Below are 14,498 nucleotides of genomic sequence, written 5' to 3'. Positions count from 1 at the left end.
TTATTTTCCATCGGTGGATCGCAAGGGTGGAGCACGAGAGGCGTTCAGGGCATCGGTTAGAAGAAGCTCTTTCTTTCACCTCTGTAAGTTCGAACTTTGTCGATTACCCGGCCGTCCTGAATCAGCAACAGCTCGTTGAAGCGCTCGCAGAGTTCTCCGGCTTTGGCATGGCGAAACAGGATGGGGTCGCCAATGGCCGGTGTTTTCACCAGTGTGTGACGCACGGGGGTCTGCACTTCTCCGGCGGACTCTTTATCGATCAAGCTGCACCCGGCCGGTAGCCACGGCTGCGGTAAACGGTCTTTACCAATGGGGCCCGAGGCGATGTAACCGCCTCCCGAACAGGTCACGACGCCATCTTTTGGCACGCGTGTCACCGGTAAGGCAAAGCCGGCGGTGGGCAGTAATTTGAACCTTCTATAGTGATCAAACAACGTCGGCGCATAGAGACCCGAACCTGCTGCAAGTTCTGTCACCGAAGGGTCAAGGCGGGTACTTTCAAAGCTGCCCGTGCCACCGCCGTTGACGAAGCGCAGCAGATGCCCGTCCTTTTTCAAGGCTTCCACCACGGCCTGGCGCCGGGCATTGACCTCAATGATCGACCTGCCCTTGAGGTAGCGAATGACGCCGCTTTTGATGGCTTCTCCCGGTACATCGTCCATCAGACCGGCGATCTGCCCCTCGTAGCCCATCAGTCCCTGTAGGACGACGTTTTTACGTTCGGCGATTTCCCGTCCCAACTTGATGGCGGTCGAGACGTCATGAACGGGAGAACGGTGTACGCCAAAGTAGATGCCTGGAAAAGATGAGGACATATCCAAGTCGATGGCCAGCGGAATAACCACGCCTTCGCTCAACGCGATTTGATTGATCTGAATCACTTGTTCGAAGCTGTCGACCATCAGCGTAATGGAGCGGCCGTTTCGAATCTGTGTCGCCGCCGCTCTGATCTCGGTGATTTCCACGCTTGGATAGGCCACCACAATGTCGTCAAACCCCTCGCTCGCCAGCCATGCCGCCTCTCCCACCGAGTAACACAACAGGCCTCTCATGAACGATCCGGCAGACATGATTCTGCGGATCATCTCCACCGAGCGAACCGACTTGGTGACCAGCCGTATTGGAAGGTTACCGGCGCGCAAGCGTAGGTGTTCCAGGTTGATGGTGAAGTGATCAAGGTCGATAAAAGCCGCTGGCAGTCGATGACCAGCCAGAGCCGCGCGGTAGTAGGGGTAGTCGTGTATCGGCGTTTCAACGGATTTTTTTGTTTTTGTGGCTACACGGCTCATTGGGCTTTCTCTGCATGATCATCGAAGAGGGGACGCGCGGGCATACCTCGCTGTCGTGGAAGGAGGATAGGAGGGGCGGGGGATCGTCACCAAGGGTAAACGAGGCCGTTCTAGGGGTCCGAACAGGCCAGCGAGTCCGGCATCTGGATGGCCGGAACTGACCCGAAACTGGCCTTTGGGCCTATGCGGATATAAGTGGCTCTGGTTTTACACTCGAATCTAACGACTGGCCCCAATAAGAAGAAAGGTGAGAGTGATGCGCTACGCATTGATTACGGGAGCATCCGGTGGGATTGGGGCCGAATTGGCCAAGTTGTTCGCCCGTGATGGTATCGGTCTGGTGTTGTGTTCCAGTTCACGCAGTCGTGACAAATAGCAGGCGTTGGTGGCCGAGCTGAAGGGGGTATACCCCATCGAAGCTTATGGGGGCTGCGAAGACCTGTTCGTGCCCGGAGCAGCAGGGCGTCTGATCGAGCAAGTGAATGTGCTGGGGCTGCCGATCGAGTTCCTGGTCAACAACGCGGGAGCCGGTATTGTCGGTCTCGCGTATCAGGACCACGACGCAACACAACTCACCGCGATATCGCTGTCCCATGATTTACGACGCACGGGTGTTACTTGTACCCATTTGGCTCCCGGGCCGACGCGAACCAATTTTTTCGTGGCCGCCGGGTTGGTTGATGAGCGTCGCATGGCCAAGCTCGGTTACAGCCAGCCGGATGATATTGCACGGATCGGCTACCGGGCGATGTACGCGGGTCGTACCGCAGTGATGCCTGGGCTGAGCAATAACATCGTGACATGGCTTGCACGTATTTCACCCTCCAGAACGCTGACCGGAAATATTTCGGCGAATGTGGTTTCCCGTGAGTTGGATTAACTCACGTATTTACCTGGTGTTTTGCAACTTATATTGTGCAGGTCCTGTGTAAACTGTCCTGTCTGACGCTGATGAATTCATCCGCAGGACCATCTCGTGAAGGTTGAATTGCCCCGGGGTTATCTGAGGCATAGAGGTGTCTACGAAACCCGGGGCGATTCAGATAATGTTGAGTCAGATTGGCATTTCCAGGCGAATAATGGCGCCCCCCCCCGGCCGGTTATGTGCGGATATCGTTGCTCCATGAGCTTGGCAAATGGCTCTGGCGATAGACAATCCTAGACCACTACCTCCAGAATAGCGTGCTCGGGAGTTATCCGCCCGCCAGAAACGATCAAACACGGTTTCCAGATAATTCTCATTGAGGCCGGGACCTCTGTCCGAGAAGGTCAGCACGACTGCCCGATCGGTTTGAGTTGCTTGAATGTGAAGTTCTTGCCCTTGTGCCGCATAGCGAAGGCAGTTATCAATCAAGATGTTGATCAGTTGACCAACTCGATCGCGATCTGCCGCAATGTTCACATAAAAAGGAATGTCAATTGAGGGGCCAACTTTGGCGTTTTGGAGTGCAGAGCCGAACCAAGCCAAGCGCTCGTCGACCAGCTTGTGGAGGGGAAATCGAGTTTTGTCTAAGACAAGCTGGCCGGCTCTGGCGAGTGAAAGAAGGTGAAGATCGTTCACAAGTTTATTCAATTGTTCAAGCTGTCTGCCGACCATTTCCAGTTGCTTCACGTCCGTTGGGAAAACCTCGTCAATCATCCCTTGAACGCGGCCCATTGCAGCGTTTAGCGGTGTGCGAAGCTCATGGGCAATTATTGCGCTGGATTCGATGACCTCAAGCTCATAGCGCTCCAACTGGGTTGTCATGGTGTTGAAATCGCTAACGAGAGCTTGAAGTTCATCCGGACCTTTATCGATGGAGGGCAGGCGTGTCTTGAAGTCGCCTTGTGCGACTTGGCGCGCGCCTTTTGCAATGGAGGAAAACTGACTCGACAACGGGCGTGAAAACAGGAAGCCAAACAAGATCACGATCGGGATCGCGCCAGCCACCAGGCTTGCCAGTATCAACCATTGTTTGTTGTCGATGCCCGGCGAGAGGTTTTCGATGGGGTAGTAACGCACAAATAATTGTCGAAGTTTGGCCTCATCGAGAGAGGGCTGAGTTTGCAATCGCTCGAACTCGATACGTACTTCCGGAGGAATTTTCTGCAGTCTTACCCGATCTGACATCGTGACTTGCAACCACATACAGAACGCGATGACGACCACGGCTCCGATTGCAAGCATGCTCATACGAATGCCAACCCAGTGCCACAAGGGTTTATTTTTGAGTTTTGACGGGTGCGGCATGCGGTTCACCTAAATTGGTAGCCAGCGGAGCGGACGTGGCTATCGTCGTCTGATCGAAGGCTCGCTCAAGCATCCATTCATTTTACTGGGCTGCATATTGGGGGTATTCGCCGGTACGACCGTAGTATTGGCTCATATGCCCTACGGCTTTCCGCCCAAATCGGACCGCATGTGGTTTCAGATTCCTGCCACCCTTGAATCCGGCACCGATTCACGTACGACTCTGCAGAGAATACGCGACAGCATTTATTCACCATTGTCCTCTCCGAATGTTGCTTATTTCACCGTCAGCTTGCACGAGGGGGTGATCTGAATGCAGCGATTGAACGAATCCGGAGTTACCTATAATTGCAACACCTGAGGTTCAGGCACAGCCCAATCGATTCTCAACGGGTACCACCGGTAGGCATCGCAATTTATCCTAATGCTTTTTTGAGACCTCACGTAATTATTTACCGCTTGAGATGCAGCGTTCGTCAAGTCGGTAACCACCGGCTCCGAATCCATATTTTTTCGGTGGCAAAAAATGGCCGTTAAAGCCCTCTTTATGGCCCCGAATAACCCTATCTGATCGTGCCTGCTACCTTAATCTTGACCTGGTATTGCATAGACTACGTCACATAAAAAAAAGCCTGCCTGACAGGCGTTTAAGAGAGGACCGCCATGTGGTCAAAGATCCCGCTGCACGCCCCTGTACTTCGTATCGGTTTGCTGGCAGCCAGTCTGGGTATGCTCAGTGCCTGCGGCGATGAGCACCATAAAAATCTGACACACTCCGCATCAGTCGACGCGATGCCTGGTGATAAAGCGCTTGCACGGATTTACGAAACCAGTTGCAAGCTCTGTCACTCCAATCCGGCCTCCGGTGCTCCTCTTACTGGCGATGCGCAGGCTTGGTTACCCAGAGTTGCTCAAGGCTCTGACACCCTTCTGGATCACATGATAAACGGACACAAGGGTATGCCGCCCATGGGCTTGTGCATGCAGTGTTCAGAAGAGCAGTTTTTGGGATTGGCGGCCTTCATGTCTGGTCAAAAAATTTAATAAGAATGACGGAGTCAGCCGCATGATGATAGATCTCTCGCGACGCCAACTTTTGCAACGCACGGCGGTTGTCGGTGCGTTCGCAGCGCTAAGCAGTAACTCGGCACTAGCGCAACTGACTCGCGCACCGAGGCTGATACCCTGGCATAACTGGTCCGGTGGGCAAAGCTGCTTGCCGTTGGCGCGCCTTGCCCCCAACGACCTGGATGACTTGGTTCAGGTAATTCGCCAGGCTTCGGGCAAGATTCGCCCGGTGGGTTCGGCCCACTCTTTTAGCGCGTTAGTACCCACCGACGGCACGATTGTGTCGCTGAGCAATTTCACCGGCTTACTGGAACATGACAGCAATAGCCTGCAGGCCGAATTCGGCGCGGGTACACCCATGTCTCAGATGGGACCAGTACTCAAGGACGTCGGCCAGGCGCTGCAGAATATGGCTGACATCGACTATCAGACGCTCGCCGGGGCGATCTCGACTTCGACCCATGGCACCGGGAAGGGGTTTACCTCTTACTCGGGGTTTGTCACCGGCCTGCAATTGGTAACGGCACAAGGTGAAGTATTGGAATGCGACGCCACGCGTAACGCCGAGGTATTCAACGCTGCGCGTGTTTCCCTGGGGGCTCTGGGGGTTGTGACCAAAGTACGTATGCAAAACCGCGCACCTTATCGTTTGCGGGAGCGGCAATGGATCGCCAAGACTGAAGAGTTGCTGGAAGATTTAGAAAAAAACACCCGAGAAAACCAACACTGGGAAATGCTGGTGCTGCCCCATTCAGACTACGCACTGTCGACTGCGCTTAACGAAACGAGCGATCAAGAGACGCCCCCCATCGATCTGGCGGAGGCGAACGGTAACCAATTCGCGACGATTGTCGAAAAGCTTGATAAGTATGGCAGTGACTTTCCAGAGGCGCGGCGCATGTTGCTCAACAGCCTGCGATTTATTGCCGATTTCAAAGACCGGGTGGGGGAATCGTTCCAGATCTACCCGAGCGCGCGCACTCTGCGCTTTAACGAGATGGAATACTCAGTGCCGGCGGAGCATGGACCGGCTTGTTTGCGGGAGATCATCAAGTTGATTGATGAGCAGGACCTGCGTACCTGGTTTCCTCTCGAATACCGCTACGTTAAGGCCGACAACATTCCCTTGAGCATGTTCGAGGGGCGTGACAGTTGCTCGATATCGGTGCATCAGCATTACCAGATGGACCACCATAACTACTTTGCCGCCGTGGAGCCAATTTTCTGGAAATACGGTGGGCGTCCGCACTGGGGGAAATTGCATACCTTGAATGCACGCAACCTGGAGCAGGTTTACCCCCGCTGGCAGGAATTCGCGCGGGTGCGACAGGCGCTGGATCCCGGCGGAAAATTTATCAACGCCCACTTGTCTTCGATTTTTGGAGTCGCCTGATGAATCGCAGAACCTTTATGCTTGGTTCTGCCGGGATGAGTGCGCTGCTGATAGGCGGCGCTGCATTATTGCGCCCTGGTGATCGTGGCAGTCCCTACAGCGAATATTTCCGCATGCTGAACAAGGAGCTCAAGGCCTACGGGCCTATGCGCCCAGTGATGCTGATTGATCTTGATCGGTTAGATCAGAATATTGATGTGGTCTTGCAATCAGTGCGCCGTGGTGGAAAACACTTAAGGCTTGTGGAGAAGTCCCTGCCGTCACCGGGGCTACTGGCGTACATCGCTAAACGTGCCGATACCCGGCGTCTGATGTCGTTTCATCAACCCTTTCTCAACCACGATGCACAGACGTTTCCCAGCGCTGACATTTTGTTGGGCAAACCTTTACCAGTGCGTTCAGCCGAATTGTTTTATCAGCGCCACAAAGGGGCGTTTGACCCATCAAAGCAGTTGCAATGGCTGCTGGACACACCACAACGATTGCAGCAGTACCTTTCACTCGCCCAGGGCTTGGGAACTCGATTGCGAGTTAATATTGAATTGGATGTAGGCTTGCATCGTGGTGGTGTCAGCGACAAAGAGCAGTTGAATCAGATGCTCACGCTGATCAGTGCTAATGGGCAACATCTGGAATTTTCTGGTTTTATGGGATATGACCCCTTTGTCGGTATGGGGGTGCCAGGGATTCTAGGATCGCACCAGGCTCTGTTCGAAAAGGTCATGGCCATTTACACCGGTCATGTGAATTACGCCCGCGAAAACTTCGCATCGCTTTGGAACGATGGGCTCACGCTTAATACGGCCGGCAGCCCAAGCTATCGCATTCATGAGCAGGAACATCTGAGCAGTGAAGTCTCGGTAGGCACCGCGTTGCTCAAGCCCACCCATTACGATCTGCCTTCCCTCAGTGAACATGTACCAGCGGTCTACATTGCCACGCCCGTCATTAAAAGTACTGGTCCGGTAAACTTTCCGGCGTTGGATGGAAAGTCCAGCTTGTTCTCTTGGTGGGATCCCAATCAGCGCGCCACCTTCTTTATCTACGGCGGCAACTGGATGGCCGAACCTGAATCTCCAAAAGGGCTGCAGAGTAATGAACTTTATGGTCGCAGCTCCAACCAGGAAATGATCAACGGCTCGCCAGCAGTGGCACTGAATGTGGAGGATCAGGTATTTTTGCGTCCTACCCAAACTGAGTTTGTGTTGTTGCAGTTTGGTGATTTGCTCGCTGTGCGAGGTGGAAAGATCGTCGAAACTTGGCCGGTCTATGACCAAGGGTGACAGAGGGATTTGGCCAATAACTGGTAAGGTTGTTCAGGTCCAGACGCTGCATGTAAAAACCATATATCTCCGCCGAAATATTATCGAGACCACCTTCAGTCGTGAAGACGGGGGGGGCTGGTGAGTGAAACTAGAGTAGTCTGGTTGACCGGTTGCAGGGGGGGGGCGAACTGGTCAGCGGGCCTCACGGATGGCTGGCCGGAACGGACCCAAAGATGGCCTTTAGGCCTATACGTGTTTGACTGGCTCAGCTTCTAAACTCCAGACACCGCTATGTATATTCAAAAATAAGAAGAAAGGTGATGTCATGCGCTACGCATTGATTACAGGAGCATCGGGTGGCATAGGGGCCAATTTGGCAAGGTTGTTCGCCCGAGACGATGTAGGCTTGGTGTTGTGTTCCAGTCCGCGCAGCCGCGACAAGTTGGATGCGCTGGTGGCCGAGTTAAAGGCGTTGTACCGCATTGACGCTTATGGACTATGTGAAGATTTGTCGTTGCCCGGATCGGCGGATCGTCTGATCAAGCAAGTTGATGCGCTCGGTGTACCGATTGAGTTTCTGGTGAACAGTGCGGGCGCGGGTATAGTAGGCCTCGCTTATCAGAGCTACGACGCGGTGCAGCTCACAGCGATGCTGCACCTAAACGTCGTGACGCTTTCAGAGCTCACATTGCATTACGTCAAACCGATGATCGAGCGAGGTCGCGGTCGAGTACTTAATCTCAGTTCCTCGGCTGGCTACGTGGTACCCCATGGCTTGGAAGCTGCTTATGCAGCCTCCAAAGCCTACGTCATAAGCGTGTCCGAATCGTTGTCTCATGACTTGCGAGGCACCGGGGTGACGTGTACCCACCTGGCGCCAGGGCCGACACGAACAAATTTTTATATCGCGGCGGGGCTCGTTGATGAGCGAAGAATGGCCAAGCTTGGTTATAGCCAGCCGGATGAAATTGCATCAATCGGCTACCAGGCCATGCTCGCTGGGCGCACGGCAATAATGCCCGGAATCAGTAATAATATTGTGACATGGCTGGCACGTATTTCACCGTCAAGAACGTTGACTGGGAATATCTCTGCATATGTGGTTTCCCGTGAGCTGGATTAGTTGACGGGCAGCGGTGGTCTTATCCACGCCGCCTTCGGTGGAAGCTCTGGGCGATACTTGCATGGCGTTGTTCCTATTGCGCCAAGTGTTCGGTGGCCCACTGCTCGATATTCAGTGAGCACCCGTGCATAGCGCAGTTGCTACGGGGGCTGTTTGAAACTCTTGAAACTAATGCTATAGGGGCAGTTTAGGATTTTTATTTTGCACCGTATTCTCCCTGGTCTTAAGAGTTAAGTAGGGAGATCAAGGGTTTTTGATGTCCTTACATAGCGTTCAAAGCGTGTTCTGTATGAGTTTCAGGGGTTGTTTGCTTTTTTTTACGCGTGGTTTACCGCGATCGAGCTAAATGCGATGTTGGTTAGCATAGAGGTTTTCACTATGCTGATTTGTGCAACATATCGCCCTGTTGCTCCCATAAATACACATACATGGAATGTGGTGAAGGATATTTCGGTCGCGGGTAGGGCTGATTTGAATCGAACTTTAAAGAGACTTTCTCGTGCTGCCACAAACCTGGCTCAACTGTAGCGGCTTCTGTCGTTGCTGAAGGGCCTTTAGCTAAGTCCGTTCCCGAGGAGATTGTCATGATAACAATAACTTACAAACCCCTTCATCAGTTCGCAGCCGCTCATAAAATTGCGACGACTCACTTGCTCGCCACTCTCTTCGCTCTGGCGACATCGTCGGTGCTGGCGCAGGGCGTTGGTCTGACCCCGTCTGGTGCAGAGCAGGCAGGTACCGCAAGTGGCATCCCGGCGTGGTCGGCACCACAGCCGATGACGCCTGGCTGGAGTTATGGTCAGTTGCGGAAAGATTTTTTCCAATACAAGTCTGATGCACCACTGTACTCCATTGACGCCAGCAACGTTGATAAGTATGCGGGCCAGCTTAATCCCGGTCAGATAGCTGTCGTAAAGAACATCAAGGGTTACAGCATACCCGTGTATCCGTCACGCCGGACGTGCGGTGTTCCAGACTACGTTGCGGAGAACACAAAGAAGAACGTCGGATTTGCAAAGATAAGCGCAGACGGTTCAGCCCTGGCTGATGCCTACACACCCGGTCTCCCGTTTATCGAACCGAAAACCGGGGCCGAAGCGATGTGGAATGTAAAAATGCGCTACCGGGGCGTGGGTATAGAAAGTTACAGCATGATCACTTCGATTTCGCCGCGAAAAGGTGGCTCGGACTGGATCAGGCTCATGGGGGATCAAAGCATTTATATGCCTTGGGCGGTGAAGGCCGGAACAACCTTCGCCGAGAACGGCCGTGTAGAGGGTATGGTGAATATCAGTTACATGTCGCCGACGGCAGTGGCAGGTCAAGCCGCAACGTTTACTGGTATGGCCGACAAGCCAATGGAGGCTTTTTATTACTTCCCGGGGCAACGCCGCACTCGACGTATGCCTGCTTATGCTTATGACGCCCCTCAGATCGGTTTTGAAAATCAATATAATATTGACGAAACGAACGTGTTCTCAGGCATGCTGGATCGCTTCGATTGGAAGTTGGTTGGTAAGAAGGAGATGATTGTTCCCTATAACTCACTGGGGATATACGACTTCAAAGCCAAGTATGAGGATGTAATGCAGCCTGACTTTGTCGCCGCCTCACAGCGCCGCTACGAGCTTCACCGTGTATGGGTTGTTGAGGCGACAGTAAAACAAGGCATGCGTCACTCCGCCCCGAAGCGGATTTTTTATATCGACGAAGACAGTTGGACTCTCCTTGGTGCTGTCGACTATGACGCGCAAGGCAATATCTCGAAAGTTCGTGAGGGGTATGGAATTCCCGTGTATGAAACCGGGACGTGTGACTCGTTCGCCTTCGTTCAGTACAACTTGTCGGAAGGTCGATATGTTATGGATAACTCACCACTTGCAAGTGGTAAAGATGTTAGGTGGATTGTCGATGGCGCCAGCGATCCACGTATGAAGCCGGGTTACTATACAGCTGAAAACCTCCGGGCGATGAGCGAACGATAATAGGACGGTGAGGGAAATGATGATGAGAATTTTTTCGCCGCGCCGCAGTAATGAATATGGCTTGTCTCTTCAACTTCCACTGATGGCCATCTTTAGCATCGTCAGCGGTAGTGCAAGCGCTTTCACGTTCTCAAATGATGCGGACACTATTCACGGTAGTTTTGACTCTACAGTGTCGGCGGGTACCGGCATTCGTACGGAGTCTCAAAGTAGTAACCTGGTGTCGCCAACTTATAATTCGGCCACTGGGGCGAGGACAGGCGGTGGCCAACTGGGTCAGGCTGGTGGAGTTAGCGACCAAGGTAATATTAACTACAATAAAGGTGATGCATTCACGACCTACTTGAAAGGTAGTCACGAACTGTTGCTAAAAATGCCTTCGGAAGGCCTGGCCTTCATGGTGCGTGGCACTTGGTTGCGTGATTTTTCGGCGGCTGAAACGACGGGGCAGGCGAGTGGACAAGATGCTTTCAACTCGACGCCTCCTGATATAAGTCATGGTCTGGCTTCAAATGCGAAAGACGATTTGCGTTTTCAAACGCGTCTGCTCGATCTATGGGTGAGCAAGACTTTTAACGTTGGCGATCAGCAAGCCAGGGTTCGAGTGGGCAATCAGGTTATCAGTTGGGGTGAAAGCATTTTCGAGGTCGGAGGTATCAACGCGACGAATGCTATCGATGTCAATCGGTCATCGCAACCTGGCGCGCAAGTGAAGGAGTTTGTGCTGCCAGCTCCAATCATCAGCGTAGCTACGGGGCTTGGAAGTGGTTTTAACGCAGAGGCTTACGTACAAACCAAGTGGAATGAGGACTACCTGCCACCGGTAGGGAGTTACTTCTCCACCTCCATCGTTGGTGCGGGAAGTAGTGCATATAACGTGAGAACTAAGGATGCGCGCGAAGGTGGGCAGTATGGTCTAGCACTGCGTTACCAACCGGAGGGTACCGACCTGAATTTGGGCTTGTACACTATTACCTACCACGACAAGCTTCCACAAACTTCGCTGGATAGCAATGGTCTGACGGTCTACCAGTTCCCGGAAGATCGCCATATGTTTGGTGTCAGTGCCAATTTTCCTGTGGGTGACTGGGCTGTTGGAACCGAGCTTTCGTATCGCCCCAAGGATGCAGTCCCTCTGAATCCAGCGAGCGGTTGCGTGGCACAGAATGGGAAATGCTGGGTCGACGAGAAGAAATTTCAATGGCATCTGACTTCACTCTTTGCGCTTCAGCCCTCTAACGCCAGGGGAATCTTGAATGCGCTGGGTGCAGACACCGCGACGCTGACGACTGAAACCGTTGTGATCGCTTATCCTGGCTTGCATGATAGTTATGACGGTTCACCGATCTCCTCAGGTGGATGGGTCTGGGGTAATCAGAAGAACGATCTTGTGACTACAGGCGGGCTCAATACCCCCGGTGACTCCAAGGGGACAAAGTACTCAGGTGGGATCGACATCGATTTCAACTGGGTTTACGATGGATCGCTCATTAGCGGATGGCAGGTTAATCCGGGTATTTATGTACGCAGGGGGATGTTCGGCTATACACCTAATATAAATGAGCAGTTTATGGAAGGTGTCACCTCGGTGAATATGTATATTAACTTCATACAGAACCCGGCTAATTGGCAGGTGGGTATGAATATCACGAAATTCTTAGGGCCATCTGATCCTCTGACTAATCCGCTACGTGACCGCGATTTTGTTGGCATCAATGTATCTCGTAACTTCTGAGGCGTTATATGAAGGCATTACCCGACGCTGAATTAGCACATTCCGGGGTGCTAATTCGGATATTGAAAATGCTGGAAAATATGCTCTTCGGTCACAAGCGACTTGTGCTCGGACTGCTTATGTGCTTCACGCTTGTGATGGCTTGTTTTGCCGTCAAGTTACGAATGGATGCGGGGTTCGAGAAGCAGCTTCCGATTGGTCATGAGTACGTCGCAACGTTCAAACAGTATCGTGGAGATTTACTGGGTGCTAATCGCCTGATCGTTGTGGTCAAGGCTAGGAACGGCACCATTTGGACGCCGGACGGGTTGAAGCGGCTTTACGATGTCACGCAGGCCCTCACGTTTTTACCGAACGTGGCGGGCAGCAGTGTTCAATCCCTATGGACCCCAAACTCTTTCGTTAGTGAGATCACTGAGGACGGTTTTAGAGCCGACCCAATTATTCCGGGTACGGTAACCCCGGATGGTTTGGATGCCGAAACCATCACGATGATTTCCCGATCTGCGGTGCAGGGCGGTTTTATTGGCAATCTGGTCGCTCGTGATCAGACGAGCGCGATGGTGACGGCGGATCTCAACGAGATTGACGCGAAAGGCGAGCATATTGACTATGTTGAATTCGACCGGGCGCTGGAGGCAAAGCTTCGATCAAAGTTTGAGGACAGCGAATACGAGATTCAGATTATCGGGTTCGCCAAGCAGATTGGTGACATTGCTGAGGGCGCCTCATCGGTTCTTGAGTTCTGCATCATAGCGTTGTTGCTCACAGCCCTGGCGGTCTACTGGTATTGCCGCTCGATCCGTCTGACGCTGTTGCCGCTAGCCTGCTCTCTTGTGTCACTGGTCTGGCAATTCGGCACGTTGTATTTGCTTGGTTTCGGGCTTGACCCGCTAGGTGTCCTTGTTCCCTTTCTGGTGTTCGCGATTGGGGTTTCACACGGTATTCAGCAGATCAACTTCATCGTTCGTGAACTCGCACGCGGTAAGTCAATGGAGTCAGCGGCCAGATCGAGTTTCAGTGGCCTCTTGATACCCGGAACACTTGCGTTAGTAACCGCGTTTGTTTCGTTTGTCACGTTGATCTTAATGCCCATCCCTATGGTCCGAGAGCTGGCAATCACCGCATCGCTTGGTGTGGCATACAAGATCGTCACCAATTTGATCATGCTGCCGGTGGCAGCATCCATGTTACGAATGGGCCAGGGCTATGCAAAGGGCGCAGAGCTGAAGGCGGCGCAACGTGCGCGCTGGTTGCGTGTGTTGGCGCGCGTCGCAGTGCCTCGAAACGCCGCGGCGGTTCTGTTTATTGTGTTTGCGGTGTTTGCCACGGCTATTTGGCAGAGTCGAGATCGGGTAGTCGGAACGTTGCAAGCGGGCGCCCCTGAGCTACGACCCGAGGCTCGATTCAACAAGGATGCGGTGTCGATTTCCTCAAGCTATGACGTTGGGCTGGACTGGTTGACCGTCGTTTTCGAGGCGCCTCCTGGGTCATGCGAGAATGTCCAGATTGGTGCCTATCAAGATCGGTTTGTCTGGGCCATGCAGCCAGTTGAAGGGGTCATGTCGGTCCTTTCCTTTTCTTCACTGATGCGCCAGTACAACGAAGGCTATAACGAGGGAAATCCAAAGATGTCGGTGGTGCCGATTGCCCCGGCAAACTACGCAGCGTTGGGTGTTGAGATTGGTCGAGTACCAGGCATCATGCGCAAAGATTGCAGCATGATCGCCGCACACATTTACCTGGCTGACCATAAGGCAACCACCCTCAATCGCGTGATCGCTGCGGTCAAGAAATTCCGCAGTGAGGACAGACTGGCAGGTGTCACGATTCGCCTGGCTTCGGGCAATGCGGGAGTATTGGCAGCGGTCAACGAAGAGATCGAGCATAGCGAACTGCCAATGATGCTTTACGTGTATGCGACGATCATCTTGCTGGTGCTTTTTACCTACCGAGATCTTCGTGCTGTTCTGGCGTGCTGTTTTCCGCTCACGATCGGAACCTTCATTGGATATTGGTTTATGAAGGAGCTGCAAATAGGTCTGACCGTCGCAACGCTTCCTGTGATGGTGCTCGCGGTCGGCATTGGTGTTGACTACGCGTTTTATATTTATAACCGGCTGCAGCTTCATATGGCCAACGGTGTTGGTATTGTCAAGGCGCTGGAGCAATCTATCCTCGAGGTTGGTACCGCCACAATTTTTACCGCCATCACCCTCGCCGTGGGCGTTGCAACTTGGTCCTTTTCAGAGCTCAAGTTTCAAGCCGATATGGGTAAGTTGCTGGCGTTTATGTTCCTGGTAAACATGGTAATGGCGATTACTGTACTACCTGCTTTCGCGGTTTGGCTTGAACGGCTTTTCCCGCGCAGTGGCCCTGTGCGCGCACCTGGCCTGTTGGTGCATTGATG

At 53.0% G+C, this 14,498-nt stretch carries 11 protein-coding genes; 9 read left to right on the top strand and 2 right to left on the bottom strand.

The features are described from left to right. Positions 1–56: 56 nt before the first annotated feature. The gene (locus tag M5B96_RS18510) at positions 57–1,289 is read right to left on the bottom strand and encodes an amino acid deaminase/aldolase (RefSeq protein ID WP_248798171.1); all 1,233 of its coding nucleotides are present in this window, start codon (positions 1,287–1,289) and stop codon (positions 57–59) included. A 256-nt stretch (positions 1,290–1,545) separates the two neighbouring features. Here M5B96_RS18510 and M5B96_RS18505 point away from each other — a divergent pair, with 256 nt between their 5' ends. Together M5B96_RS18505 and M5B96_RS18500 are read left to right on the top strand one after the other, a co-directional pair. Next, positions 1,546–1,665: an SDR family NAD(P)-dependent oxidoreductase gene (locus M5B96_RS18505; RefSeq protein WP_248798170.1), complete on the top strand. Its 120-nt coding sequence runs from the start codon at positions 1,546–1,548 to the stop codon at positions 1,663–1,665. A gap of 9 nt (positions 1,666–1,674) precedes the next feature. After that, the gene (locus M5B96_RS18500) at positions 1,675–2,169 is read left to right on the top strand and encodes a hypothetical protein (RefSeq protein ID WP_248798169.1); all 495 of its coding nucleotides are present in this window, start codon (positions 1,675–1,677) and stop codon (positions 2,167–2,169) included. Between the two features lie 174 nt (positions 2,170–2,343). On the opposite strand, the gene M5B96_RS18495 is transcribed toward M5B96_RS18500, so the two are convergent. Further along, positions 2,344–3,519: a sensor histidine kinase gene (locus M5B96_RS18495; protein WP_248798168.1), complete on the bottom strand. Its 1,176-nt coding sequence runs from the start codon at positions 3,517–3,519 to the stop codon at positions 2,344–2,346. 663 nt (positions 3,520–4,182) lie between these two features. Here M5B96_RS18495 and M5B96_RS18490 point away from each other — a divergent pair. The 7 genes from M5B96_RS18490 (at position 4,183) to M5B96_RS18460 (ending at position 14,496) form a co-directional block, all read left to right on the top strand. Continuing rightward, positions 4,183–4,563, top strand: a complete 381-nt coding sequence (locus M5B96_RS18490) for a c-type cytochrome (RefSeq protein WP_412548620.1) — start codon at positions 4,183–4,185, stop codon at positions 4,561–4,563. 22 nt (positions 4,564–4,585) lie between these two features. Next, on the top strand, positions 4,586–5,980 hold the full coding sequence (locus M5B96_RS18485) for a D-arabinono-1,4-lactone oxidase (protein ID WP_248798167.1): 1,395 nt from the start codon (positions 4,586–4,588) through the stop codon (positions 5,978–5,980). 68 nt (positions 5,981–6,048) lie between these two features. Next, the gene (locus tag M5B96_RS18480) at positions 6,049–7,263 is read left to right on the top strand and encodes a DSD1 family PLP-dependent enzyme (RefSeq protein WP_248798348.1); all 1,215 of its coding nucleotides are present in this window, start codon (positions 6,049–6,051) and stop codon (positions 7,261–7,263) included. Between the two features lie 307 nt (positions 7,264–7,570). After that, on the top strand, positions 7,571–8,368 hold the full coding sequence (locus M5B96_RS18475) for an SDR family NAD(P)-dependent oxidoreductase (protein ID WP_248798166.1): 798 nt from the start codon (positions 7,571–7,573) through the stop codon (positions 8,366–8,368). A 584-nt stretch (positions 8,369–8,952) separates the two neighbouring features. Then, a complete protein-coding gene (locus tag M5B96_RS18470; protein ID WP_248798165.1) occupies positions 8,953–10,353 on the top strand; it encodes a DUF1329 domain-containing protein in 1,401 nt (466 codons plus the stop codon). A 16-nt stretch (positions 10,354–10,369) separates the two neighbouring features. Beyond that, positions 10,370–12,088, top strand: coding sequence for a DUF1302 domain-containing protein (locus M5B96_RS18465; RefSeq protein WP_318654849.1), 1,719 nt, complete (start codon positions 10,370–10,372; stop codon positions 12,086–12,088). An 80-nt stretch (positions 12,089–12,168) separates the two neighbouring features. Next, positions 12,169–14,496, top strand: a complete 2,328-nt coding sequence (locus M5B96_RS18460; RefSeq protein ID WP_248798346.1) for an efflux RND transporter permease subunit — start codon at positions 12,169–12,171, stop codon at positions 14,494–14,496. Positions 14,497–14,498: the final 2 nt, after the last annotated feature.

This window comes from Pseudomonas sp. MWU13-2105, assembly GCF_023242315.1.
Classification (GTDB): Bacteria; Pseudomonadota; Gammaproteobacteria; order Pseudomonadales; family Pseudomonadaceae; genus Aquipseudomonas.
The sequence above is the reverse complement of the archived record's forward strand: the minus strand, read 5'-3'. Positions and strand labels throughout refer to the sequence as shown.